24 protein-coding genes and 1 pseudogene are annotated in these 24518 nt (G+C 46.6%); 22 read left to right on the forward strand and 3 right to left on the reverse strand.

Features of this window, described 5'->3' with window-relative positions; translation table 11 throughout:
- Window positions 1-28 precede the first annotated feature (28 nt).
- The 6 genes from DXD11_RS09755 to DXD11_RS09780 all read left to right on the forward strand — a co-directional run bounded on the left by DXD11_RS09755 (window position 29) and on the right by DXD11_RS09780 (window position 6621).
- Window positions 29-562, forward strand: coding sequence for a CYTH domain-containing protein (locus DXD11_RS09755; protein ID WP_118758289.1), 534 nt, complete (start codon window positions 29-31; stop codon window positions 560-562).
- On the forward strand, window positions 559-1104 hold the full coding sequence (locus DXD11_RS09760; protein ID WP_117549261.1) for a DJ-1 family glyoxalase III: 546 nt from the start codon (window positions 559-561) through the stop codon (window positions 1102-1104). The genes DXD11_RS09755 and DXD11_RS09760 overlap by 4 nt, the downstream gene beginning before the upstream one ends.
- On the forward strand, window positions 1104-3572 hold the full coding sequence (locus DXD11_RS09765) for an ATP-dependent DNA helicase (protein WP_118758290.1): 2469 nt from the start codon (window positions 1104-1106) through the stop codon (window positions 3570-3572). The genes DXD11_RS09760 and DXD11_RS09765 overlap by 1 nt, the downstream gene beginning before the upstream one ends.
- A gap of 105 nt (window positions 3573-3677) precedes the next feature.
- Window positions 3678-5045, forward strand: coding sequence for a UDP-N-acetylmuramoyl-tripeptide--D-alanyl-D-alanine ligase (locus DXD11_RS09770; protein ID WP_022215917.1), 1368 nt, complete (start codon window positions 3678-3680; stop codon window positions 5043-5045).
- A gap of 230 nt (window positions 5046-5275) precedes the next feature.
- A complete protein-coding gene (locus tag DXD11_RS09775) occupies window positions 5276-5728 on the forward strand; it encodes a DUF6465 family protein (protein WP_118758291.1) in 453 nt (150 codons plus the stop codon).
- A 149-nt stretch (window positions 5729-5877) separates the two neighbouring features.
- Entirely contained in the window at window positions 5878-6621 is a 744-nt protein-coding gene (locus DXD11_RS09780) for an alpha/beta fold hydrolase (RefSeq protein WP_118758292.1), read from the forward strand.
- Window positions 6622-6769: 148 nt separating this feature from the next.
- Here DXD11_RS09780 and DXD11_RS09785 read toward each other — a convergent pair.
- Window positions 6770-8026 (reverse strand): annotated as a pseudogene (locus tag DXD11_RS09785) (ammonium transporter); the annotation flags it as partial.
- 311 nt (window positions 8027-8337) lie between these two features.
- On the opposite strand from DXD11_RS09785, the gene DXD11_RS09790 reads away from it, so the two are divergent.
- Entirely contained in the window at window positions 8338-9096 is a 759-nt protein-coding gene (locus tag DXD11_RS09790) for a helix-turn-helix transcriptional regulator (RefSeq protein WP_158579435.1), read from the forward strand.
- Window positions 9097-9167: 71 nt separating this feature from the next.
- On the opposite strand, the gene DXD11_RS09795 is transcribed toward DXD11_RS09790, so the two are convergent.
- Complete coding sequence (locus DXD11_RS09795) at window positions 9168-9506, reverse strand: P-II family nitrogen regulator (RefSeq protein ID WP_015533899.1); 339 nt, start codon at window positions 9504-9506, stop codon at window positions 9168-9170.
- A 303-nt stretch (window positions 9507-9809) separates the two neighbouring features.
- On the opposite strand from DXD11_RS09795, the gene clpX reads away from it, so the two are divergent.
- The 9 genes from clpX (at window position 9810) to DXD11_RS09840 (ending at window position 18258) form a co-directional block, all read left to right on the forward strand.
- Complete coding sequence (gene clpX / locus DXD11_RS09800) at window positions 9810-11297, forward strand: ATP-dependent Clp protease ATP-binding subunit ClpX (protein ID WP_118758294.1); 1488 nt, start codon at window positions 9810-9812, stop codon at window positions 11295-11297.
- A 276-nt stretch (window positions 11298-11573) separates the two neighbouring features.
- Window positions 11574-12140 (forward strand): manganese efflux pump MntP, encoded by a 567-nt coding sequence (locus DXD11_RS09805; RefSeq protein ID WP_117549249.1) that lies wholly within the window; start codon window positions 11574-11576, stop codon window positions 12138-12140.
- 97 nt (window positions 12141-12237) lie between these two features.
- Complete coding sequence (locus DXD11_RS09810; RefSeq protein ID WP_117549247.1) at window positions 12238-14076, forward strand: DUF885 domain-containing protein; 1839 nt, start codon at window positions 12238-12240, stop codon at window positions 14074-14076.
- 138 nt (window positions 14077-14214) lie between these two features.
- The gene (locus DXD11_RS09815) at window positions 14215-15876 is read left to right on the forward strand and encodes a S8 family peptidase (RefSeq protein WP_118758295.1); all 1662 of its coding nucleotides are present in this window, start codon (window positions 14215-14217) and stop codon (window positions 15874-15876) included.
- 9 nt (window positions 15877-15885) lie between these two features.
- The gene (locus DXD11_RS09820) at window positions 15886-16296 is read left to right on the forward strand and encodes a hypothetical protein (RefSeq protein WP_015533895.1); all 411 of its coding nucleotides are present in this window, start codon (window positions 15886-15888) and stop codon (window positions 16294-16296) included.
- 101 nt (window positions 16297-16397) lie between these two features.
- Window positions 16398-17000 (forward strand): bifunctional phosphoserine phosphatase/homoserine phosphotransferase ThrH, encoded by a 603-nt coding sequence (gene thrH / locus DXD11_RS09825; RefSeq protein WP_015533894.1) that lies wholly within the window; start codon window positions 16398-16400, stop codon window positions 16998-17000.
- A gap of 14 nt (window positions 17001-17014) precedes the next feature.
- Window positions 17015-17509 carry a hypothetical protein gene (locus tag DXD11_RS09830; RefSeq protein WP_118758296.1) on the forward strand — a complete coding sequence of 165 codons (495 nt, stop codon included), beginning with the start codon at window positions 17015-17017 and terminating at the stop codon, window positions 17507-17509.
- Window positions 17510-17550: 41 nt separating this feature from the next.
- Window positions 17551-17904 (forward strand): hypothetical protein, encoded by a 354-nt coding sequence (locus tag DXD11_RS09835; protein WP_118758297.1) that lies wholly within the window; start codon window positions 17551-17553, stop codon window positions 17902-17904.
- Window positions 17905-17928: 24 nt separating this feature from the next.
- Window positions 17929-18258 (forward strand): hypothetical protein, encoded by a 330-nt coding sequence (locus DXD11_RS09840; RefSeq protein ID WP_055273341.1) that lies wholly within the window; start codon window positions 17929-17931, stop codon window positions 18256-18258.
- Between the two features lie 74 nt (window positions 18259-18332).
- On the opposite strand, the gene DXD11_RS09845 is transcribed toward DXD11_RS09840, so the two are convergent.
- A complete protein-coding gene (locus DXD11_RS09845; RefSeq protein WP_117549238.1) occupies window positions 18333-18881 on the reverse strand; it encodes a hypothetical protein in 549 nt (182 codons plus the stop codon).
- A gap of 140 nt (window positions 18882-19021) precedes the next feature.
- Here DXD11_RS09845 and DXD11_RS09850 point away from each other — a divergent pair, with 140 nt between their 5' ends.
- From DXD11_RS09850 to DXD11_RS09875, 6 genes are read left to right on the forward strand one after another with little or no spacing between them, the layout of a single operon-like run.
- A complete protein-coding gene (locus DXD11_RS09850) occupies window positions 19022-19903 on the forward strand; it encodes a polysaccharide deacetylase family protein (protein WP_243105848.1) in 882 nt (293 codons plus the stop codon).
- 19 nt (window positions 19904-19922) lie between these two features.
- Complete coding sequence (locus DXD11_RS09855; protein WP_243105849.1) at window positions 19923-21227, forward strand: bifunctional folylpolyglutamate synthase/dihydrofolate synthase; 1305 nt, start codon at window positions 19923-19925, stop codon at window positions 21225-21227.
- The gene (locus DXD11_RS09860; RefSeq protein ID WP_118758299.1) at window positions 21227-21718 is read left to right on the forward strand and encodes an HD domain-containing protein; all 492 of its coding nucleotides are present in this window, start codon (window positions 21227-21229) and stop codon (window positions 21716-21718) included. Before DXD11_RS09855 ends, DXD11_RS09860 begins: the two co-directional genes overlap by 1 nt.
- A 59-nt stretch (window positions 21719-21777) precedes the next feature.
- On the forward strand, window positions 21778-22656 hold the full coding sequence (folP, locus tag DXD11_RS09865) for a dihydropteroate synthase (protein ID WP_118758300.1): 879 nt from the start codon (window positions 21778-21780) through the stop codon (window positions 22654-22656).
- A gap of 19 nt (window positions 22657-22675) precedes the next feature.
- Window positions 22676-23494, forward strand: a complete 819-nt coding sequence (gene folK / locus DXD11_RS09870) for a 2-amino-4-hydroxy-6-hydroxymethyldihydropteridine diphosphokinase (protein WP_118758301.1) — start codon at window positions 22676-22678, stop codon at window positions 23492-23494.
- A 34-nt stretch (window positions 23495-23528) separates the two neighbouring features.
- Entirely contained in the window at window positions 23529-24506 is a 978-nt protein-coding gene (locus tag DXD11_RS09875) for a prephenate dehydratase (RefSeq protein WP_118758302.1), read from the forward strand.
- Window positions 24507-24518 lie beyond the last annotated feature (12 nt).

Raw genomic sequence — 24518 nt, forward strand, 5'->3', positions numbered from 1 at the left:
CATTTGGTTTGAATAGGTGGAGGCATATATGGAGATAGAGAGAAAATACCTTGTACATGAGATACCTGTCGATCTGACGAAATATCAGGTGAAGCACATGGAACAGATGTATGTGTCCGTGAAGCCGGTCATAAGGATCAGGAGAACGGACGACAGACGTGTGCTCACGGTCAAATCCAAGGGACTGCTCATCAGGCAGGAATTCGAGATGGATCTGGACGAGGATGAATACAGGAATCTCAGATGTAAGGCAGACGGCAATATAATAGAGAAGGACCGGTATATAATACCGATTTCCGATACAGACGGAACCTGTGGTGACAGTGAGGTGGACAGGAAACTGAAGATCGAGCTGGACGTGTTCGACGGGATATTTGGCGGACTCACCTATGCTGAGGTTGAATTCCCGGAGGAGAAATTTGCAAATACATTTGTGCCGCCGACTTGGTTTGGCAGGGATGTGACTGAGGACGGTATCTATCAGAACAGCGCCCTGAGCGGCATGGACAGACGTGATATAGACAGTTTTGTAAAGAGTGCGAATAAGGAGGAAAAGCGATGAAGGCAAGAGTTTTATTTGCAACAGGTTATGAAGAGGTAGAGGCTCTCACGGTGGTGGATCTCTTGAGGAGAGCCGGAGTTGAGTGCCTGATGGTGTCGGCTGACGATCAGGATACAGTGACAGGAGCGCGCGGCATGGAGGTCACGATGGATGAGAAGTTATCAGAGATCGATGACCAGTGCGATCTTGTAGTTCTTCCTGGAGGTATTCCGGGGGTTCCGAACCTCAAGGCAAATTCAAAGGTTCAGGCCATGGTCAAGGCACAGAATGACAGAGGCGGTTATGTGGCTGCTATCTGTGCGGGACCTACAGCACTTGGCGCATTTGGCGTGCTTGCGGACAAGAATGCAACATGTTATCCGGGATGTGAGGATCAGCTCATGGCGAAGCGCCACAGTACGGAGCCGGTAGTGGTGGACGGAAATGTGATCACTAGCAGAGGAGTGGGAACAGCCATAGAATTTGCACTTAAGCTGGTTGAGATACTCATAGACAGACAGACTGCGGACGATCTCGCAGAGAAGATAGTATATAAGAGATAATGAATATAAAAATATCAGTTAGGAGCCTGGTGGAATTCATCTTCCGCAGTGGCGATATAAGTGATAGCAGTAGTGGGACTCTGTCCAGAGAAGCGATGAATGCGGGTAGCAGGATTCACAGGAAGCTTCAGAAAAGGGCAGGGTCTCATTATAATTCAGAGGTGCCGCTCCGATATACAGAGGAGCTTGGCGGACATCTGATAACTGTGGAGGGCCGGGCTGATGGAATCATAGACAGATGCGGTGGCGAACAGGAAGAGCCCGGGGATATTGACGACGGCTTTGACATGGCAGAGGGGTATGCTGTGGACTTCCATGACAGCGATGTGCTTATAGATGAGATAAAGGGCATATACAGGAACCTCGATGACATGGAGAGCCCGCAGCGCGTCCACGTGGCCCAGGCGATGTGCTATGCGTATATATATTCAAAAGAGAATAATTATAGCTGGATAGATGTAAGGATAAGTTATGTAAACCTTGACAGCGAGAAGGAGAAGTTCTTCAGGCGGAGATATTCATTTGGCTATCTGGAGAAATGGTTCAGCTCAATGATGGCGGAGCTTTGCAAATGGATTGATCTGGTGGAGAAGCATCAGCTTATGAGGAATCAGTCCATCTCGGACATGGAGTTCCCATTTGAGTACAGGAAGGGCCAGAAGGAGATGGCTCTGTATGTGTACAGAGCTATTGAGCAGGAAAAACATCTGTATGTCCAGGCACCAACTGGAATCGGAAAGACCATGGCGGCGGTGTACCCGTCCATAAAATCCATGGTTCAGGGACATGTGTCGAAAATATTCTATCTGACAGCCAAGACCATAGCCCACACTGTGTCGAGAAATGCGGTGGAGCTGCTGGAGGACAGAGGGCTAAAGCTCAAGACTGTTATACTCACGGCAAAAGAGAAGATATGTTGTCAGGAACAGGTGGATTGCAATCCTGCGGTATGTCCGTATGCCGAGGGGCATTTTGACAGGGTAAATGATGCGCTGTACGACGTGGTATTACATGAGACGGTGGTTGACAGAGATGTGGTAATACGGTACGCACAGGCTCACAGGGTGTGTCCGTTTGAGTTGAGCCTTGACGTGAGTCTGTTTGCTGACATGGTGATATGTGACTATAACTATGTCTTTGATCCGAGAGCGAGCCTCAAGAGGTTCTTTGCGGCAGAGGGCGGTAAGCCGGGAGATTATGTATTCCTTGTGGATGAGGCGCACAACCTTGTGGACAGGGCTTCGTCCATGTACAGTGCGGAGATCGTGAAGGAGGACTTTCTGGAGCTCAAGAAGCTCACAGCCCAGTATGGCGGCCGTATGGCAAGACATATAGGAAGCTGCAACAGAGAGCTGCTTACGATGAAGAAGGAGGTTCCTGAGGAGGGATACAGGGTGCTCTCGAGCATAGCACCTCTTCACCTGAAATTGCTCAGCCTCCATGAAGCAATACAGCTCTTTCTGGAGGAGCACAGGCAGATCCCGGAGAGAAAGGAAGTCCTGAACTTTTATTTTAATCTCACCTCATTTCTGAACATTGCGGAGATGATGGATGAGAATTATGTCGTGTATGACGAGATAAGGGATGACGGAAGATTTGTGGTGAGACTGTACTGCGTCAAGCCTGCAGTTAACATAAGAAACTGCTTGGACAAAGGGCTTGCCACGGTGTTTTTCTCGGCTACGATACTTCCTGTCAGATATTATATGGAGATGCTGTCGGACTGCCCGGAGGACAGGGCAATATACATCCCGTCTCCATTTTCTGCGGAGAACAGGAAGATAATGATAGCAAATGATGTCACGACCAGATACACGAACCGTAATGAGGCGATGTACAGGAACATTTACAGCTATATAGAGCGCGTGATAAGTGCGAGACCGGGCAACTATATGGTGTTCTTTCCATCGTATGCCATGCTGGAGAAGGTGCATGTGCTCACTGAAGAGCTTCCAGAGTCTCTTGGGGTGGAAGTTATAGCCCAGGAACAATACATGACGGAGAGCGATAGAGAGAGCTTTCTGAGGGCATTTGAGGAGAAGGACAATGTGCTGGCACTGTGTATCATGGGCGGAATATTCTCCGAGGGAATCGATCTGACTGGTGACAGGCTGATAGGAGCGATAATAGTCGGACCCGGTCTTCCCCAGGTGTGCACGGAGAGAAAGCTGATGATGGATTACTTCGACAGCAGAACCGCGGCGGACGAAAAAGAGGCTGCATCCGACAGGAATGGATTCAGATATGCGTACCAGTACCCGGGAATAAACAAGGTATTTCAGGCTGCCGGAAGAGTCATAAGGACGGAGACGGATCAGGGGATAATACTTCTGATAGACGAGAGATTTGCCACCAGGCGTTACACGGAGCTGTTTCCTGTGGAATGGAATGACAGCGTGATATGCAACATGCAAAATGTGGACGGGATCCTTGAACAGTTCTGGGATTATAAAAGTAAAGAGATTTAAATATACAAAAGCATAATACAGTGCTATAATGGACACCTGATGAAGCCGGAGCGGCGGTAAAGCCCGGTTGTATATATTTTATCAATATGAAAAAAGGGGATAGTGATGGTAGATATAACAGTAAAAAATATTCTGGAAGCTACAGGAGGCGTACTCCTCTGCGGAGATGAGAACACTGTTCTCACTGACATCTGTATAAACTCTAAGGAGGCCAAGGAGGGCGATCTGTTCGTGCCGATCATAGGAACAAGAACCGACGGACACAGATTTATAGAATCAGCACTTCAGACTGCAGCAGCCACACTCACATCGGAGCATGACAATGTTGTGGTGTCGGACAAGGCGTATATCAGGGTGGATGATACTGTTAAGGCATTGCAGGCCATTGGAAAGTATATAAGGAACAGATACGATATGCCTGTTGTGGCGGTTACAGGAAGCGTGGGCAAGACCACGACAAGAGAGATGATCACAGCGGCTGTCAGTGCTGGAATGAAGTGCTTCCACACAGAGGGCAATTATAATTCGGTGTACGGCGAGCCTATCACGGTGTCAAGGATGACAGACGAGTACGATGCGGCTGTTCTTGAGCTTGGAATCGGCGAGCCGGGTGAGATGGACATCCTCACTGATATAGCTCAGCCGGATATATGCGTTATAACGACCATAGGCGTTGCACATATAGAATATATGGGTTCACTGGAGAACACCCGCAAGGAGAAGCTCAGCATTATCAAGGGCATGGGCGAGAATGGAACACTGTATATCAACGGTGATGATCCTATGCTGTATGCGGTCAAGGATGAGATACCATGTAAGGTATACACATATGGCTGCGGCGAGGGCATGGACTTCAGAGCGACTAACATCCGCATGGAGGATGGATATTCTGTATACGATATGGTACATGGGGATGACGTTGTAACTGTCAAGGTAGGAGTGATGGGACTGCACAACGTGCGCAATTCATTGGTGGCCATGGCTGTGTCGCATCAGCTTGGAGTTCCATATGAGAAGTCGTCGAAGGCATTTGAGAATTTCAGAGGTCTCAGACAGAAGGTCATCAAGCTTCCTGGCAAATACACGATCATAGACGATACATACAATGCAAGCCCTGATTCCATGAAGGCCAGCACCGATGTCCTCTGTGACATGAAGTGCGAGGGCAAGAAGTATATTGTGCTCGGCGATATGCTTGAGCTCGGAGAGAAGAGCGATGAGTACCACTATGAAGTCGGAGAGTATCTCAGAGATAAGAAGATAGATGAGGTCATAGTCATCGGAGAGCATGCCCAGAAGATCAAGGAAGCTCTGGATGCCTGTGATACGAAGTATGCCAAGACTGTGTCATTCACTGACACGGAGGAGATCGCGATATACCTTATGGCGCTCATGAAGCCTGAGGATATAGTGCTTTTGAAGGGATCAAACGGAATGAAATTGAGTGAAGTGGTTAATATTCTCACGAATTAGTGTGTGTATTTGTACAAAATGACAAAAGCGGTCACGGATTTACAACGATCTGTGACCGCCTTTTTGTGTAAAGTGTTGCCATTTATTGTAAATCAATTCCCAAAACGATACAAAAGGGAGAAAAGAATTTGGTTATATTGAAAAAATATAAAAAATGGAGTAATATCAACCTAGCTTGAAAATAAATACATAAGATTACATAGATACTTTTTATTTGGGAGGAAAGAATCATGGCTACAGCAAAGAAGGCAGATGAGACAAAGAAGGTAACAAAGGCAACACCTGCAGCAGCACTTGCTAAGGTTGAGGCAGTTAAGAAAGAGGAAGCTGCAAAGAAGACAGCAGCTACAGAGCCAAAGGCAGCACCTGCAAAGAAGGTAGCTCCAGTTAAGGAAGAGCCAAAGGCAGCACCTGCAAAGAAAACAGCACCAGCTAAGAAGGAAGAGACAAAGGCAGCAGCACCTGCAAAGAAGGCTCCAGCAAAGAAGGCAGCTCCAGCTAAGACAACAGAGAATGTATTTGTTGAGTTCGCTGGCGGTCAGATCGAGATGGCAGCAATCGTTGCTAAGGTGAAGGAAGTTATTGGCAATAAGACAGTTAAGGAATTGAACGTATACTACCAGCCAGAAACAGGCATGGTATATTATACAGCTGATGGAGAATCAGGTTCTTACAGTCTTTAATCTATAGATGTTTGTTTTAAGACGGATCCCGGTCGTAATGACTGGGATCTTTTTTCTTTGTGCAATATTGTGTTGTATATAAGTGCCTTTCTGTGATAATATGTCATAGGTTAGGATAATCTAACTAATGCTTTTACAGGGGGTAAGAGATGACAATACACGAGTATGGAGACAGGAAGAATCCGCATATACTGCTTATACATGGCATGTGGATGTGTCATGAGATGATGCTTCCATATGTAGAGAAAATGCGCAGTGAGTATCATATAATTGCGCCGGATCTCACCGGGCATGGAAGTGATATGGGAAGTTTTGAGGGGGCAGAGCAGGACGCTGTACAGATCGGCAAATGGCTTGCAGATCATGATATAAAGACATTGGATCTCATGTTTTCTACGTCCCTGGGCTGCGTCGTGGCCATGTATCTTGTGGCTGACAGTCCGTGGCTTACAGTGAAGTGTTCAGTGTTTGAAGGAGCTGCGCTCACGAGAATGAGGGGCGTTGAATGGATGTTCCGCGGGATGATGGGAGGCATGCAGAAGCACCCGGAGGCTGCGGCGAAGATGTATTCTGCGGCAGAGATAGATTCTGACGTGATGAAAAAGCTTTCCGATTCCATGGGCAGGACAGATAAGAAAGCGCTTGCATGTATGGTGCATACCTGCAACAGCTTTAAATACGGGCAGAGCATGCTTCCTGCAGATGTGCAGAGAAGATTATTTTTTGAATTCGGCAGCAGGGATTCACACATTGTGTGCCGCAAGCTGATAAAGAAATATTATCCTGAGGCGACGATAACGGTCAGAAAGGGTTATGGCCATTGCGTATATATGTTTAAGCATCAGGAAGAGTACAGTGATATATTGAAGGACTACATGAGGAAGAACATGTAAGAAAAGGAGCATGCAGCCCGGCAGGACATAAATCGTAATTAGAGAAAGCTGTGTATGTGAATATATTAAAAAGCCTGTGATATGAACTTTGATTCATACCACAGGCTTTTGCTGTAAATATATATATTACGGATTACTTTGTTGTCAGGAAATCTGCATATGCTGTAGGAAGACCATGCTCTGTAGGATCAAGTCCCTTGATCTCTTCCTCCTCAGATACTCTAAGTCCCATAGTCTTCTTGATGATCAGGAATACGATGGTGATCGTAACTGCTGTCCATGCTGCAACTGCTGCAAATCCAAGTAACTGGATGAGAAGTGGATGAATGCCACCGCCGTAGAACAGACCGTTTAATGTATCATTTCCAGGAACAGTTGTTGTGGAGAAGAGACCTACAGCGATTGTTCCCCAGATACCATTTACACCATGTACGGCTACGGCACCGACAGGATCGTCAACATGTAATGCGTGGTCACAGAGCCATACTCCGAATACTACGAGAAGTCCGGCAACGATACCGATGATAGCTGCGCCGAAAGCATCGACTGTATCACAAGGAGCTGTGATGGCAACAAGACCAGCGAGTGAAGCGTTGAGACACATTGACACATCAGGCTTGCCATATTTGAGCCATGTAAATATCATACATGAAACTGTTGCAAGTGCAGGTGCGATAGTAGTAGTGAGGAAGATAGAACCTAACTGATCAACAGATGTTGCGGCTGCACCATTGAATCCGTACCAGCCGAACCACAAGATGAATACACCGAGTGCGCCGAGTGGAAGGTTATGACCAGGGAAGGTGTGAACCTTTACTACTTTGCCATTCTCATCCTTATTGAACTTTCCGATACGAGGTCCAAGTAATGCGGCACCAATCAGTGCTGAGATTCCACCTACCATATGGATGGCACATGAACCGGCAAAATCATGGAAGCCAAGTTTTACAAGCCAGCCACCTGGATTCCAGATCCAGTGAGCCTCAATAGGATATATCAGCAGTGAGATGATAGCTGAGTATACACAATATGCAGAGAACTTTGTTCTCTCTGCCATAGCTCCTGACACGATGGTTGCTGCTGTTGCACAGAACACAAGGTTGAATACGAAGCTTGACCAGTCATAGTTTTCAAAGTGAAGGAACAAATCCCATGATGGTTTTCCGATGAAACCTCCGAGTGCCCAGTCACTGCTGCCGAGCAGAAGTGATGAACCGAGGATCATGAATGAGACTGTACCGAGACAGAAATCCATGAGATTCTTCATTATAATGTTTCCGGCATTCTTGGCTCTTGTGAAACCGGCCTCAACCATTGCAAATCCGGCCTGCATCCAGAATACCAGTGCGGCTCCGACAAGGAACCATACTCCAAATACAATTGTGCTTACGTCTTCCATAATCATTCCTCCTTTTAATACATTGTAGTTGTGGAAGTGATCAGATAATAAAAAAAGATGCGCCCTGCCAGGTATGCTCCTGACAAAACACATCTTTGTGCACATTATATCTGATCGTACGTCACTGAGATATGACTGATAATAAGTATCTCAGTGCCACACCTCAATTACTAACTTGGGTTGAGTATAGTATTGAGATATGGTAAAATATTGAAAAAATCGGACATGGAACGATAAACCTTATTATATTTTGCGCGGGCTTAATATAATAAAGCAAAGATACGGTAAAGATAAATAAAGTTATGCGGAGATGGCGTATGGATAGTCAGATTTTATTGAATGTTAATTTTTGCAGTGAAGTACATACTAATTTGATAGAAAAGAATGAGAAGTCTGTGTATGTGAGAGCTGGTTACAGCTTGGGTGGGCTGAGAATAGTGCCACAGGAGAATGCTGGGATATGTGTGATATGTACGGATGGACACATCAAAAGGGTGTATCCGGGTGAACTGGAGGCGGCTGTTTGCATTGAGGAGAGCTGCAGCTTCATATCTGTGGAGCAGGATCTTGGATTTGGCAGGGAGACTCTGGATACCCAAGATATGCGTCTGCTTGAAAAACTGCTGACGGCTGATCATGCATTTACAGGAAATGGTGCAGAAGATCCGATAGAGGGTGCGACAGAGGAGATCACGGAGCATATAGAGAAATGCGGATCGTTGTGGCAGAGGAATGGCATGGCTGATTCGGACATCGTGAAACAGGCGGATGTCATATATGCGGCAAAAGGGAAGATAAGCATATCAGAGCTTGCTGAGCAGATGGGATGCACCGTTAGACATGTGCATAGGAGATTTGTGGAGGAGCTGGGGGTCAGCCCCAAGAGGTTTGCCCGCATCGTGAGGATCAGGGAGACTGTGAGAAAAATGCTGGAGCATCCGGGCGGACATGTCACGGATTATATGGATGACATGGGATATTCTGACCAGGCGCATTTCCAGAGAGAGTTTAAGTGGTATACAGGGATGACCCCGGGGGGTCTGCTGAAGATACTGGGAGACAGAGCAGAACGATAAAAAACAGGCAGTGTACAAATGCCACTGCCTGCCAATTTAGAAAAAGGAATGATACTGGATACCTGTGCTTATTAGAGTGCTGTCTCTCCGCGCTCGCCTGTACGGATACGAACGACATCTGCCACATCATATACGAAGATCTTACCATCACCGATCTTACCTGTGGATATTCTCTCGCAAACCTTGAAAATGATCTTGTCCGCAACATCGTCTGCTGCGATGGTCTCGATCTTTACCTTTGGAATAAGGTTTACAACATATTCGCTTCCTCTGTAAGTTGTCTTATATCCCTTCTGATTACCGTAACCCATGATGTTTGATACCATGGCACCTGTTGATTCACACTCATCAAGTATTGACTTTACATCATCAAGCTTTTCTGAACGAACTACGATTTCAAGTTTCTTCATAATTACAGTCCTCCTTTTACCCGTTGGATTTATTTTTTATGATTATAGCATAGCGAAAAATCCAATTCCATAGCACTTCGCAAATGCCGAAATTTTAAAACGATTCGAAAGATGCCAGCGGTAAAATAATACAAAAAACAGACAAATGACTTAATAATATTAAGGACAGAAGCAGGGCGGCGCTGCGTGCCAGCGGTTAATTTACAGTAATTTCATATTTGCAGGTGTTGGTAAATGTGGTATATGTGTGTTATTATATTTCTGACTGAGATTATATGTATAATCAGGAAAGGAAAATGAGATATGGCAGAGAATTATGATGATATAGATAAGAAGACACCGGATACGGTGGATGCCGATGGACATGCATCGGATGATAAGGACAACGATGACGACTACGAGAAATACTGCTACCTGTGCAGGAGACCGGAGAGCGTGGCCGGCAAGCTGATACATATGCCTGGAGATATAAATATATGTGCGGACTGCATGCAGAGATCATTTGACAGCTTCAACAATTCCGGGTTTGGCAACATGCCGGGGCTTGGCAATATGCAGTTCATAGATCTGACAAATATGCCATTTGGCAATATAGATATGTCCAAGTTCAAGGCACAGAATGACGTGCCGAAGTCACAGAAGGTCAAGAAGAAGGCGCCAAAGGAAAAGAAGCAGGAGGAAGAGCTCACGCTTAAGACCATTCCGGCTCCTCATAAGATCAAGGCTATGCTGGACGAGTATGTTGTGGGACAGGAATATGCCAAGAAGGTTATATCCGTGGCTGTATACAATCATTATAAGAGGGTTCTCACAGATACCATGGATGATATAGAGATAGAGAAGTCCAACATGCTGATGGTGGGGCCTACAGGCTGTGGTAAGACATATATAGTCAAGACCATAGCAAGACTTCTCAAGGTGCCTCTTGCAATAACTGATGCGACAACTCTTACAGAGGCCGGTTATATAGGCGATGATGTTGAGAGCGTTCTGTCAAAGCTTCTCGCCGCCGCCGACAATGATGTGGAGAAGGCAGAGAGAGGAATCGTGTTCATAGATGAGATAGACAAGATCGCCAAGAAGCAGAACAGCAACAGCAGGGATGTGAGCGGTGAATCCGTACAGCAGGGACTGTTGAAGCTGCTTGAGGGTGCGGATGTTGAGGTACCTGTGGGATCGGGCAGCAAGAATGCTATGGTTCCTATGACGACCATCAATACAAGAAATATACTGTTTATATGTGGTGGAGCATTCCCTGATATAGAGGAGATCATCAAGCAGAGGATCAGCAAGCAGGCGTCCATGGGATTCAAGGCTGAACTCAAGGACAAATATGACGATGATCCGAATCTGCTGAGACAGGTTACAACCGAGGATCTCCGCGAGTTTGGCATGATTCCTGAGTTCCTTGGAAGACTTCCGGTACTCTTCACACTTGATGCGTTGGACAAGGATATGTACGTGAGCATACTCAAGGAGCCTAAGAATGCGATATTAAAGCAGTATAAGAAGCTCCTTGCACTGGATGAGGTGGATCTTAGATTTGACGATTCGGCATACGAGGCGATAGCCGAGGAGGCGATCAAGAGGAAGACGGGAGCCAGAGCATTGCGTGCAATTATAGAGAAATTCATGCTGGATATCATGTACCAGATCCCAAGGGATGACACCATAGGAAGGGTGACCATCACAGGTGATTATATAAAGGGCAAGGGAAGCCCTATCATAGAACTGCGCGGAACACCGGCACTTGAGGAGGCAAGCGCAACTCAGATCGATAAGCAGGACTGAACAGATCTGTAATGACAATAATGCGATAACAGGGAAATGCTACTTGATAATATTTTATCAATATGCTAGAATATCACCGTTCATTAAGGGAGTAGTCAGCGCAGAGCATGTGTTGTGATATCAACATAATGATTGACAGCCATCGGTCGATGATGGCGTGAATCTGGTATTACTGTAGATGATGAGACTTTCTGGACAGCTTTTAGCTGCCCGGGAGGTCTCTTTTTATATGTGTCTGTGACTGCATCCGTCAAATCTATATCAAGGAGAAAAATTATGAGTATTGCAGAGTTATTCCTGTTGGCAGTTGGTCTTTCAATGGATGCATTTGCCGTGTCTATCTGTAAGGGGTTGTCCCTGCGCAACATCAAGGTGAAGCACATGCTTATCGCAGGTGCGTGGTTTGGAGGATTTCAGGCACTTATGCCGACGGTAGGATATGTCCTCGGAAGCTTTTTTGCAGATCTGGTAAGCAAATGGTCACACTGGATCGCATTTGTGCTCCTCCTGTTCATCGGCGGAAGCATGATCAAGGAGTCGTTTGGCGGGGAAGAGGAAGTAGATGCAGATATGAGCTTTAAGGTCATGTTCCTTCTGGCGGTTGCAACCAGCATAGACGCACTGGCGGTTGGAGTGTCATTTGCATTCCTCAAGCTGTCCACTCTGTATATCATACTTGCGGTATTATTCATAGGATGTATCACATTCATATGTTCAGCGGTCGGAGTGAAGATCGGAAGTATATTCGGAACAAAGTACAAGTCAAAGGCTGAGCTTGCCGGAGGTATCATACTTATACTCATAGGAGTAAAGGTTGTTCTGGACGGACTCGGTATATTGTAACCTTAACATAAAATAAATGGACAATAGTATGGTTTATGGCATACAATGTGTAGATAGGTTATGTGAAGGGACAATATATTAAGTAAGGAGTAGATGTATGACCAGATTCAAAAAGAATATGAGAAGATTTGTCGTGGCTGCTGTTGTCGGAGCCATGGCCATGTCGATGACTGCATGTACTTCTCATATGTTTGATGAGAAGACTATCACAGGAACAATAAAGGATAATGCGGACAACTACACAAAGGTGCAGAAGGAGTTCGAGGAATATCTGCACGATGAGTATGTGGACAGTGTGACATCGGACACACTCTCGTACAACTATGAGATAAAGGATGGGGATGCCCTTGGTATTCCTGAGCCGGAGGTATCTCTGGGCGATTCGGATATGAGCGATGAGGGAATCAAAAAACGTAAGGCTGAGTTTGATGAGTCCTTTGACAAGCTCAAGTCATTTGACAGGGACGATCTCACGGAGAGCCAGCAGCTCACATATGATATACTTAATCAGTATCTGGAGACGGAGTCAGAGGGTTATCTGAACATATACCTCAGCGAGCCGTTCTCACCTATGAAGGGACTGCAGTCGAATATATCCACATATTTCACAGACTACCGTTTTGACGACAAGGGTGATGTGGAGAGATATCTCCAGGTGCTTGGAATGGTAAGGGATTATTTTGATGACAATCTAGAGTTTGAGAAGACAAAGTCCGAGAAGGGATATTTTATGAGTGATGCCGTGTGCGATAAGGTCATCGAGCAGTGCGAAGACTTCATCAAGGACAAGGACAATCACTTCATGATACAGGTGTTCAACGATAACATCGAGGCGCTGGACTTTCTGACTGCGGACGAGATAGCGGACTTTGAGGAACAGAATAAGAAGGCCGTTGCGGAAAGTCTTATACCTGCATATGAGGATGTTATAGATGTGCTGTCATCGCTCAAGGGAACCGGTAAGAACCAGGGCGGTGTGTGTGGCTATGAAGGTGGTAAAGAGTATTACGCTTACCTTTTGAAGGACGCTGCGGGAACTGATAAGACACCTGAGGAAGTGGCACAGATGCTGGATGACAACCTGTCAGATCTCATGACAGATCTGTATTCCATAGCCATGACACAGTACGATTCATATGAATATTTTGTGGAGCACTACGATGACCTCTTTGGAGACAGTGACTCAAAGGAGCCTTCAGAAATAATAGATATACTCATGAATACAGCCACCGAGAACTACCCAGACTTTGGAGAGATAAAGTATCAGGCGAAGAAGCTTGATAAGAGCCTTGAGGATATTCAGGAGAATACGCTGGCATACTATATGTCACCTGCGATCGATGACCAGGACAACAACCTTATCAGGGTAAATGGCAAACATACGGATGGTATGTGGACCACACTTGCCCATGAGGGATATCCGGGACACATGCTGCAGAATGCATACTACATGTCAACAGATCCTGAACCGGTACGTACCATATTAAGCTTCCTTGGATACAAGGAGGGCTGGGCAATGTATGCGTGCTATGATGCCATAAACTATTACACATTTGATGGGGCATCTGATTCGGACACCGTTGCAAAACTGTACAGGTTAAACGATGAGATCAATTATCTTATAAGTGGAAGGATCGATATAGGAATCAACTATGAGGGCTGGTCACTGCAGGAAGCAAAAGATTACCTGAATGAAAAGGGATTCAACGGCGATGCCGCCGACGATCTGTATACTACCATGATAGGTGATCCTGCCGTATACCAGAGTTATTCAACAGGCTTCTATGAGATGCAGGAGATCAGGGATTATGCTGAGGAACAGCTTGGATCAAAGTTTGACCTGAAGGAGTTCAATACAGTCGTTCTCGAGACAGGTCCATGCCAGTTCAATATCCTGAAGCAGCAGGTTCAGAAGTATATTGATACAAAACAATAAAATAGAATATACCCGGTACATATAATGTACAGATGGAGACATACCGCAGCCGGAGAAATTTCCGTGCTGCGGTATTTTTGTGTAAAGATTCGGAATTTGCTGCATATACTATATAGATTGCCCCTGGAGGAATGTGCGGTGATATCAGATGCTGCTTACTCAGAGGATTATGTGGAATATATAATAGAATACAACGGAGACAGGGAAGCTCTGATGGATCTGTATCAGCCATACGGGCTCAACATAATAGACGACAGATATGCGGTGGCATATCAGCCGTTTCCGGCCGGGTATATGGAGAGTTTTTCAAGGCTTGAGTACAATCTTTTCCCAAAAGTGTACGGCCTGATGGACGATGTGGGGGCTCTTGAGGCTATAGGGGTTATCAATATCCAGCAGGAAAATATACTCGGACTCACCGGAAAGGGGATACTGCTTGGCATCGTTGATACGGGGATCGATATATTTGGCAGTTCATTTGTGCGGGATGGGGGTAAGACAAAGATACTTGCGGCGTGGGATCAGACTGTGGAGGAGGCTGACAACGCATCATACGGCTACGGCAGGGAGTATAGCACGGAGGAGATACAGGCTGCTGTGGATGAGAGACAAAGGATATTGACGGATACCACCGGGCATGGAAGCTTCTGCGCGGGAACGGCTGTGAGTGTGGCTCCGTCGGCAGACCTGGTGGTGGTGAAGTTAAAGCAGGCAAAGGAGAATCTCCGCAGCTTTTATGGTATTCCATCGGATGCAAATGCGTACAGTGAGGTTGACATAATGACAGCGATAGCATATCTGCTTGAGCAGCAGAAAAAGCTGCGCATGCCTATGAGCATACTCGTGACGCTTGGGACCAACAGTGGAAGCCATACGGGGGCGGGAGCGCTGGACAAATATATAAACAACATAGGAGATCTTCAGGGGTTTGCGGTATCTGCTGCCGGTGGCAACGAGGGGAGAGCAGGACATCATTATTCCGGGATCGTCACAGGGGCATATGATGTCGTTGAGATCGATGTGGCAGATCACAACAGCTTTACACTTGAGATATGGGGTAAGTCCACCAATACCTACTCGGTGGCCATAGAGATTCCCGGCGGGGAATTTATAGAGAGGATATCGCCGAGGTATGACAGGAGCTCGATCATCCGTCCGATATTTGGAGGTGGGATGATATATGTCGACTATTTTCTCGTAGAGGATTCTGCTGGGCAGGAGCTCATCATGCTCAGATTTATAACCCCGGCAAATGGTATATGGCGGATAAGGGTGTACGGTGTTGGAACCACGGAGCTCAGCTTTAACGCGTGGCTGCCCATAAGCAGCTTTGTATCCCCGGGGACGAGATTTGTGTCAAGTGATCCGGGAGTGACCATAACGAGCCCGGCGGTGGCGGAGACTGCGATATGCACTTGCGCATATGATCACTCAAATGGTAATCTGTATATCGACAACAGCAGAGGCTATACGGCGGACGGCAGGGTGAAACCGGATCTTCTCGCTCCCGGAGTGAATATAAGGGGAGAAGGAGCCGGCGGGGAGACGGTTATAAGAAGCGGCACCTCAGTGGCGGCTTCGTACACTGCGGGCTGCAGTGCCATCATGCTTGAGTGGTCGTATGGGAGAAAGATGATAAGGAATATAAACGGCAACCAGATAAGGGGCTACCTGATAAGGGGAGCGGTGAGACCGGGAAGTTCGGGCGGGCTTTTGGAGATCAGGCAGTATCCGAATCCCGAGTGGGGATATGGCCTGCTGAACATTTACAATACATTTGAAAGTCTCAGGAATGTGTGAGGATAAGTTATGGGAAGAACATGCAGAGAAGAGCTGGCGAGCGGCGGTACGCTAATAATAAGTGAGAATGACTTCAGGATAGAGTATTTCTTCCCGGGGCCGGATGGACGCTATGGTGGAGTGAGGGTCAATATTCCGGGAAGGAAAGTTGAGACCTATATGAGGGCATGGCAGAAGAATTATGAAAGGTACGAAGAGCTTCAGAAGGCGGCGGGGGCAAGTGTGGTGAAGAGACCGGCTGCGATGAGAGGTGAGTGCGGAATGACGATACGGACCGGTTTCATGGACGGAGTATACCTGAAGGGAAGCCACATGAGAGTGACGGAAAGGGTGCAGCTCGACATGATAATCCGGGATTATGGATACGCTCTGGACAGATGGAAGAAGTCCGGGCAAATGCCTGAAAGTAGTGATTGTTAGTCTGCGTGATACTGTGCTATAATGCATTTGTGTGGTCAGAAACGGGAGGAGTATGACATGCATTAATTCACACTTTTTATAAGAACGGAGGATAATATAATATGTATATAACATGTCTTGATTTAGAGGGAGTACTGGTGCCTGAGATTTGGATCGCATTTGCGGAGGCAAGCGGAATACCTGAGCTTAAGAGAACAACAAGGGATGAGCCTGACTACGATAAGCTCATGAACTGGAGACTTGGTATACTTAAGGAGCACGGACTTGGACTCAAGGAGATACAGGAGACTATAGCAAAGATAGATCCTATCCCTGGAGCAAAGGAGTTTCTGGATGAGCTGAGATCCATAGGACAGGTGATAATCATAAGCGATACATTTTCACAGTTTGCAGGCCCTCTCATGAAGAAGCTCGGTTACCCTACAATATTCTGTAATGAGCTGATCGTTGCAGATGACGGTGAGATCACAGGCTTCAAGATGAGATGCCCACAGTCGAAGCTCACAACAGTCAAGGCTCTGCAGTCAATCGGCTACGACACTATAGCAAGCGGTGACAGCCACAACGATCTGGGAATGATCTATGCGAGCAAGGCAGGCTTCCTGTTCAAGAGCACAGATCAGATCAAGGCGGACAATCCTGATCTTGAGGCATTTGAGACATACGATGAGCTTCTTGCGGCCATCAAGAAGGCAATGGACTAGTTGGAGATACAGATATGAAGTACAAGAGTGTAGATGAGATCGAGACGCTCTCTTTCAGGGATGCGACTCTGATCAGATGTATATATTCGGAGAAGCAGGGAATCCTGGAATTTGAATTTGACGGCGCGGTAGTCAGAGAGGACAACTCTGCAAATGAGCTCTATACTGACAGATATGCCAGTGATATGCAGGTCAGATTCACTGAGCCTGAGATCGAGGCATTTCTGCTCGAGGGTCATAAGTATTACGATGCGAACGATGTCCTCCAGGAGTCAGTACCGGATAAGCCTGTGGACAGGGCGGACTATGAGGATGTGCTGAAGAGCTTTGAGGGCAAGGTTGTATTTTATTCGGGTCAGCCAAAGGAGATGCTCAAGTCTTCGGAGAATGCTGACAGAAAATGCTATCAGATGATAATAGATGTGGATGAGGAATCCTATGTTCTGAGTTTTTACTATGATAAGGTGATCGCACAGTGGGAGCACTTTATGAACAAGGTGATGAACTAGCCTGACGGTTCGGCAGGGATCAGGAAAGGAAGATGCGGCAGATGGCAAAGAGGATACGCCGGTATATAGCATATATTGATGAGCTTTTAAAGAGGAATGATGTGGACTTTGCACGGGAGGCAGAGAGACATCTCACGCAGGTAGGATTTTTCATGCATGAGAGACTTATCCACCTCATAGTGCTGGTATTGTTTGCCGTATTGACGGTTGCAACATGTATAACATTTGTAGTGACGGACAATATATCGCTGCTGATACTTGCACTTGCATTCATGGTGCTGCTTGTTCCATACATACTGCACTATCATCTTCTTGAGAACAGTGTCCAATATATGTATGAGCAATACGACAGAATGCTCGAGAAGGCGGGCATAGATGCGTTTGTAAACAGATGATTGGTGAAAGGCGGTAAAGCATATATGTTCAATTTCGTTATGGGTATCGTGATGATCGGAATAGGCGCAATAAGTGTGGCTCATGCATTTTTTTCAAAAAATATGGCGGGCTTCATATTCTTCGGCATACTGATGATCGGATTCGGAATAGTGGAGCTGGTCAGATCCAGGGGCGTAAAGGCCAGAAAGAAGGCTGCCAGAGACAGAGAGTTTGACATGTACAATCTCATTGCGTCGGAGATGGGAGTCAAGATCAATCCGCTCACAGGAGAGATGCTGAGCTCAGACAAGAAGGGTGAAGACGAACAAGTGACTGTTACTGAAGCTGATGATGCAGCGGATGTGGCAGAATAAGAACATAGAATAAAGCGGCATGGAGGTTTTCAGATACCTCCGTGCCGCTTGTTTTTTCATGCGGGATATTTCATCTATTTATAATCAGAGAAATCATACTCTGCAAATGTCTTCCCGTGCTCATCGGATCTGTACACCTTGCCATCGCTGGAGTCGATATAGAAATCACCGACCTTGGTGTCGCCCTCTTTATTGTTGTCGTGGAGCTCGATGTGGTAGCCTGTTTTTCCACCGGAAAATTCTGTGAGATCCTTGTCACTGTTGGCAACCTCGAATCTTCCGTCACCTGCGGGAAGCTGATCCATGAACCAGTCCTGGGCATCATCAAATGAACCGAAGATGCCTGACACGGTGTTTCCCACGCCGTCAGCAACATCCTTTACACCGTCGGCCACGCCGTCAGCGACATCCTTTACAGCGTCGGCTGCTCCGCCTACAACGCCTTTGTCAGATGAGTCGGTGCTGTTTTCCTCAGAGCTGTTACCATTCTGAGCCTCAGATGTTGTCTGGGTGCTGGCTGCTGAAGATGAGCCAGTGCTTGAAGCACCGTTTGAATTGCCACAACCACAGAAGAGGATCATGGTGAGTGTCATACACGTCACAAGTAAAAAGTATTTTTTCATTGTACATGTTCTCCTTTTTTTAATATTTGCTATTTATATTCTCCGTATATCTGAGAAATATTCATGGCATAAAAAATAGACACATAATTAAAAATAAAAAATAATATAATAGAAAAAACGCTATAGGCGGCGAGGATCATTTGAAAAAAATTGACAATGTGCAGGAGGTGACTGACAGATGGCAGTATATTATGCTGGCGGTTGCCATATTTCTTGCCATAATTTTCTGTTGTTATTACATAATCAGCCAGTCGAGGTGGGGCTTTTATACTGCCGGAGGGCCGGTCAGGCAGCAGGCAAATGTCCTGGGGGCGGATGAGAGCACACCATCGGAGGTGGATGGGGCAAATGATACCGGGGAGATGCAGCCGGAGAAGGACGAAACGGAGTCTAATGCGGAGCCGGAGATAACGAAGAGGGCGTATCTCACATTTGACGATGGGCCATCCGGGAACACAGTGGAGATACTGGATATCCTTGATAAATACGATGTGAAGGCAACATTTTTTGTCGTGGGGCGCGACAAGAGCTATTATGATGCCTACCGGGATATAGTGGATAGGGGACATACACTGGGGCTTCATTCGTACACCCATGATTACGATAAAATATATGGAAGCCTTGCTGATTTCTCCGAAGATATTGAGGAATTGCGAAATTTATTGTATGATGTAACAGGTGTAAATTGTGTATATTACAGATTCCCGGGTGGCAGTTCAAATACGGTATCCAGAGTGGATATGAACACCCTGATAGACTATGTGAATGCCGAGGGGCTTATATATTATGATTGGAATGCGCTGAACAATGATGCCGTGTGTGGCAGCTACACGCCGGAGCAGCTTGTCGACAATATCATGAATGATGCACTGCAGCACGACGATGTGGTCATATTGATGCATGATCTTGAGTCGAGGCACACCACGGTGGAATCACTGCCGATGCTCATTGAAAGACTCCGGGATGATGGGTATGAGCTGCTGCCTATAGATGAGAATGCACCACTTATCAGGCACAGATGAGAAGGGACGGATATATGCCATGACTTATGAAGAGGCAAGAAGTTATATAGAATATACGGACACCATGGGAAGCGTTCTGGGGCTTGACAGTATAAAGGAGCTGCTGAGAAGGCTGGGCGATCCGCAGGACGCAGTCCCGGTTATACATATAGCAGGAACAAATGGCAAAGGTTCGATATGCGCATTTCTGGACGAGATACTTGAGAGTGCAGGATACAGTGTGGGAAGATATATATCTCCGACGATATTTACATATCTTGAGAGATTTCAGATAGATAAGGAATATATGTCTGAGGAGGATTTTGCCGTATATCTAGAGACGGTGAAAGATGCAGCGGATGACATGGTGTCGGACGGCTGGGGAAGGCCCACATCGTTTGAGACGGAGACAGCGGTGGTGTTCTGTTATTTCTGCGACAAAAAGGTCGATTTCCTGTTGCTTGAGACCGGAATGGGAGGCCTGGAGGATGCCACAAATGTGTGCAGCCACCCGGTCTGTACGATAATAGCAAGTATAAGCATGGATCACATGCATTTCCTCGGGAATACCCTGAGGGATATATACAGACAGAAGCTTGGAATATTGAAAAAGAACTGCCCATGTGTGGCGTACCCGCTTGCCTCAGAGCTTGAGGATATGTGGGATATGGCATGTGAGCAGAATAATATATCGGACTTGGCGGTACTTATCAGGGAGAAGGATATAGAGATATGCGGAGAGTCAGTAGGTGGAAGTGAATATATATATGACGGACAGAGATACGAACTTCAGGTTCCGGGCATATATCAGATATATAACAGTGCCACAGCGGCTGCGACCGCACATGTTCTCATGAGGCTTGGATACGAGCTGACTGAGGATGACATAAGGAGAGGGCTTAAAGCGACGTTTTGGAAGGGAAGATTCCAGAAGCTTATGGACAAACCTCTAATGTATGTGGACGGCGCGCACAATCCGGGAGGCTGGAGAGCACTTAGACAGAACATAGATGAGTATTTTGCCGGAAGAGACCTCATATATATATGTGGTGTGTTCAAGGACAAAGACTATGAGCAGATGCTCAGGATCATGATGCCGGGGGCTTCTGCGTTCATAGCAGTTGAGCCGGATAACCCGAGAGCACTTTCAAGGCATGAGCTGAAAAAGCTGGCAGGGACATATATAGATGAAGTCTATGAGCAGGAAGATGTGGACGATGCCGTGAGGCAGGCGATGACGCTGGCTGATGGCAGGCGGGATTCGGTGGTGATGGTATTTGGCTCGCTGTCATTTATTGGGCCGATCATAGACCGTGCGGAACATGGAGGATATATAGAAAGCTGATGCAGACAGAGATGGACAGAGTGGACAGGATCATATACAACGATGAATACAGACGTCTCATGGAGACTGTGCGGAACAAGGAGACCGACAGGATATTCTGCCGGCATGGACTTGAGCACTGCCTGGATGTTGCCAGGATAGCGTATATAATGAATATCGAACAGGGATATGCGATAGACAGGGAGATCATATATGCCACGGCACTTCTTCACGATGTGGGACGGGCAGATCCTGATGACACCGGCAGGAAGCATCATGAGCTGAGTGTTGAGTATGCGGGCAGAATACTGGAGCAGTGCGGATTTTCCACGCAGGAGAATGAGCAGATATGTGATGCCATAGGCTCACACAATACAGACGGTGCTGAGCGGGAAGGACTGGCATATGTGTTGTATAATGCGGATAAGCTGTCTCGAAACTGTTTTGACTGCGAGGCATCAGACCAGTGTTACTGGCTGGAGAGTGCACGCAATACAGGGATAAAATATTAAGGGAAATACCAAGGGGTCGCACGTCATGTGCGGATATTTAATGTCTGGAGGATAAAAGGATGATAATAGGAAACAAGACATTTGAGAGTGGAAAAGAACCTTATGTGATGGGGATACTGAATGTGACCCCGGATTCATTTTCGGATGGAGGACAGCATAACACCATGGACACAGCTCTGTTTACCACAGAGAAGATGATAGCTGAGGGTGCTGTGATAATAGATGTTGGCGGTGAGTCCACAAGACCACGGCTATACACCCTGTATGCAGAGGGAAACGACGTGATAATAGATGTTGGCGGTGAGTCCACAAGACCTGGATATACAAAGATATCGGATGAGGAGGAGATAGAGAGGACCGCACCGATCATAGAGGCGATAAAGAGAGATTTCGACGTGGCAGTATCACTCGACACATACAAGTCTGCGGTGGCTGAGGCTGGTATACATGCAGGTGCAGATCTCATAAACGATATATGGGGACTGAAGTACGATGAGAAGATGGCGGCTGTCATAGCGAAGTACGACAAGGCGTGCTGTCTTATGCACAACAGGGAGAACACAGATTACACAGACTATCTGGCTGATGTTGTATCAGATCTGGATGAGTCGGTTAACATGGCTCTGGCAGCAGGCATAGACAGGGACAAGATCATGGTGGATCCGGGAATAGGATTTGCAAAGGATCTGCATCAGAATCTGCTCCTCATGAACAATCTGGAGCTGCTCCACAAATGGGATCTCCCGATACTCCTCGGAACGTCGAGAAAGTCGATGATAGGACTTACACTTGATCTTCCGGTGACCGAGCGCGAGGAGGGAACAGTTGCCACATCAGTGCTTGGGCTTGTGAAGGGCTGCGATTTCTTCAGAGTACACGATGTGAAGAGCAACTACAGAGCACTCAAGATGACGCATGCGATGCTGAGTGCCAGATAAAATATAGCGGAGGTGCGGTATGGACAGTATCAATATAAAAGGACTTGAGGTATTTGCACATCACGGAGTGTACAGGGAGGAGAATGTCCTTGGACAGAAGTTCGTGGTGGACGTATCCATGCAGGTGTCGACCCAGGAGGCCGGCAGAAGTGATGATATAAGAAAATCTGTGAACTATGGCAGCGTGTGCGATGGCATACAGAAGGTCATGAAGAACAGAAATTATAAATTGATAGAGACTGTGGCTGAGGAGATAGCAGACATGATACTTCTCACTTACGATGATGTGAGAGGGGTAAATGTGACGGTGAAGAAGCCGTGGGCTCCGGTCATGGTACATGTAGATACAGTGTCCGTGTCCATAAGCAGAAAAAAGCACACAGCATATCTTGGACTTGGGTCAAATATCGGCGACAGGGAATCATATCTGGACATGGCCATAGATGAGCTGAACAAGGATAAATACACCAAGGTGACAAGAGTATCAGATTTTATAGAGACCGAGCCGTATGGCGGCGTTGAGCAGGACGATTTCCTGAACGGCTGTCTGGAGATAGAGACGCTCAGGACTCCTGAGGAACTGCTGAGACTGGTGAATGGAATAGAGAAAGCGGCGGGAAGAGAGAGGCTGATCCACTGGGGACCGAGAACTCTGGATATCGATATCCTGCTTTATGATGATGTCGTGTATGACAGTGAGGATCTTCACATACCACACGTGGAGATGCACAAGAGAGATTTTGTACTTGAACCGTTGTCCGCGATAGCGGGATACAAGAGGCACCCGCTGCTTGGCAAGACAATATCCGAGCTTCGTGCCGGGCTGGACAAACAGTGACAAAATTGACACTTCAAGTGGAAGGATAGATAGAATGAATACATTGGAAGAGATAAACAGTCTGGAGGAGCAGATACAGCAGCTTATCACCAGAAAGAATGAGATTATCGACAGAGCGTGTGTTGAGGGCAGAGATATTGCGCTGGCACATATAAGCTCTGATGTGGTGAGCGGGTTTGTGCCCGTGGATCATCTGAAGGTCGATAAAGACACGGTGGTTGTATACCAGGGTGTTCCGGGGGCTTACAGTCATCAGGCTATGCATGACTATTTTGGCAAGGATATAAAGAATGTAAATGTTGCAAAATTTGAGGATGTCATAGAGACGGTGAAGAGCGGCAAGGCTGATTACGGAGTCCTGCCCATAGAGAATTCCTCTGCCGGATTTGTGAGTGGTATATATGATATGGTTGGCAGCAGCGGCCTGACCATCGTGGGCGGAGACGAGGTCAAGGTGGCACATATGCTCATGGGAGTTCCGGGCTCAAAGCTTTCTGATATACAGACTGTATATTCCCATCCGCAGGGGCTTCTGCAGTGCAGTGAATTCCTAAACAGAGCCGGATACGCACAGTGCCCGGTTGCGAACACTGCAGTGGGTGCGGTGAAGGTCAGGGATGAAGGTGATATTACCCAGGCTGCCATAGCGAGCGCTCTTGCCGCAGATATATACGGACTTGAGATACTCAAGGACGATATAGTCAACAATGAGAACAACACAACGAGATTTATCATACTGTCAAAGAAAAAGGAGTATGTGAAGAGTGCGGGAAATATATCCGTATGCTTTGCACTGCCACATGAGAGTGGAACCCTTTACAGTATACTTGGACATATAAAACATAACGGGCTCAATATGACAAGCATTGAGTCGAGGCCTCTCAGGGGAAGAAAATGGGAATATTCATTCTTCATAACTCTTGAGGGAAGTCTCATGGATCCGGCGACGATAGATGCGCTGGACCATATAAATAAGGATTCTATGGATTTCAAGATAATTGGAACATACTGATAAGTAACATGA

This window comes from Coprococcus sp. TF11-13 (genome assembly GCF_003481085.1).
GTDB classification, from domain to species: Bacteria; Bacillota; Clostridia; order Lachnospirales; family Lachnospiraceae; genus Coprococcus; species Coprococcus aceti.